The sequence below is a fragment of the Xanthobacter autotrophicus genome (genome assembly GCF_030015065.1).
Classification (GTDB): domain Bacteria; phylum Pseudomonadota; class Alphaproteobacteria; order Rhizobiales; family Xanthobacteraceae; genus Xanthobacter; species Xanthobacter autotrophicus_D.
Genome location: NZ_JAIVFN010000243.1, coordinates 1 through 1988, shown reverse-complemented (window position 1 = coordinate 1988; position 1988 = coordinate 1). Strand labels below are relative to the sequence as shown.

General features: G+C 71.9%; 1 protein-coding gene. It reads left to right on the top strand.

The window, feature by feature from the left end; all coding sequences use genetic code 11:
• The coding region (locus tag K9U40_RS22780) for an FkbM family methyltransferase (protein WP_282892371.1) at positions 1-1988 on the top strand (1988 nt) is incomplete at both ends.

Here is a 1988-nt window from a genome sequence, read left to right as displayed (position 1 = left end):
GAACTGGGGCAAGGGGAAGTGGGGGAGGGGATCGCCCTGTGCGGCCCCGCCATCGCCGATGAACCTTCCACCGCGCCGGAGGGCACGGTGGGGCCGGATGACCCGGCCTATGTCCTCGCCACCTCCGGCTCCACCGGGCGCCCGCGCGGGGTGGTGGTGCCCCATGGCGCGGTGGTGAACCTGTTCCACGCGCTCGACGCCAGCGTCTATGCCAGCCTCGGCGCCGGGCCGCTGCGGGTGGCGGTGAACGGCCCGGTGGTGTTCGACACCTCGGTGAAGCAGATCATCCAGCTGCTCGGCGGTCACACGCTGGACGTGATCCCCGACGCGGCGCGGGAGGATCCGGCGGCTTTGGTCACCTATCTGCGCGCCCACGCCGTCGACGTGCTGGACGTCACGCCCACCCATCTCTCCATGCTGCTGGCCGAGGGCCTGCTGGCGCCCGGCCAGGCGCGGCCTAAGGCGGTGCTGGTGGGCGGCGAGCCCATCGACGCGGCCCTGTGGGCGCAGCTTGCCACGCAGGCCGGCGTACGCTTCTTCAACCTCTACGGGCCGACGGAATGCACCGTCGATGCCACCGCCACCTTGATCGCCGGCCCGGTGCCCCACATGGGCCGGGCCTTGCCCAATGTGCGCACCTATGTGCTGGACGGCGCCGGCCGTCCGGTGCCGCAGGGCGTGGCGGGGGAGCTTTACATCGGCGGGGCCGGGGTGGCGCGGGGCTATCTCGGCGAGCCGGAACTGACCGCCCGGCGCTTCATCCGGCTGCCGTTCGATGACGGCCCGGTCTATCGCACCGGGGACCTGGTGCGCCGCCGCGCCGATGGCACGCTCGTCTTCCTCGGCCGCGCCGACGCACAGGTGAAATTGCGCGGCTATCGCATCGAGCCGGGGGAGATCGCCGCCGCGCTGAAGGCGGTGGAGGGCGTGCGCGACGCCGCCGTGGTGCTGCACGGCGCGGGCGCGGTGCAGCGGCTGGCGGCCTATGTGGTGGCCGATCCCGCCGGCGCGCCCCTGGTGAACGGCGCGCCGCGCCATGTGCTGCCCAATGGGCTGGCGGTGGCTCATCTCAACCGCAACGAGACCGACTTCCTCTATGAGGAAATGTTCGAGCTGGAGGCCTATTTCCGCCACGGGGTGGAGCTGCGCGCCGGCGACACGGTGTTCGACGTGGGGGCCAATATCGGCCTGTTCACCCTCGCCGCCCATCTCGCCGCGCCGGATGTGCGGGTGCATGCCTTCGAGCCCAATCCCACTGTCTTCGCGCTGGCGCAGGCTAATGCGGCGCTCTATGGCGTCGCCGCCACCCTCCACAACACGGGGCTCGCCGCCGCGCCGGGCCGGGCCGCCTTCACCTTCTATCCCGGCTTCTCCTTCCTCTCGGGCCTTCATGCCGACCGGGCGGCGGAGGCGGACGTGGTGCGCTCCTTCGTGCGCAGGCACGAGGGCGAGGGCGGGGAGGGCTTCGCCCCCGCTTTGCTGGAGGAATTGCTGGAGGATCGCCTCGCAGGCCGCACCCTCGACGTGACGCTCGACACCCTCTCCGGTGTCATGGCGCGGGAGGGGGTGGAGACGATCGACCTTTTGAAGATCAATGTGGAGAAGAGCGAGGCCGAGGTCCTCGCTGGCATCAGCGCCGCCGACTGGCCGAAGATCCGCCAGGTGGCGCTGGAGCTCCACGACATGGACGGGCGGCTGGAGGCGGTGCTGGCGCTGCTGAAGGCGCAGGGCTTCACCGTGACGGTGGAGCAGGACTGGCGGCTGGAGGAGAGCGCCAGGACGAACTATTACCTCTACGCCCATCGCGGCCCGCGACCCGGCCCCCGCCCGCCTCGCGCCGCCATCCGCCCGGTGCTCGATGCCGAGGGGCTGCGCGCGGCGCTCGCCGGCCGCCTGCCCGACTACATGGTGCCGGCGGACATCGTGTTCCTCGACGCGCTGCCCGTGACCTCCAACGGCAAGCTGGACACGCGCGCGCTGCCCGCGCC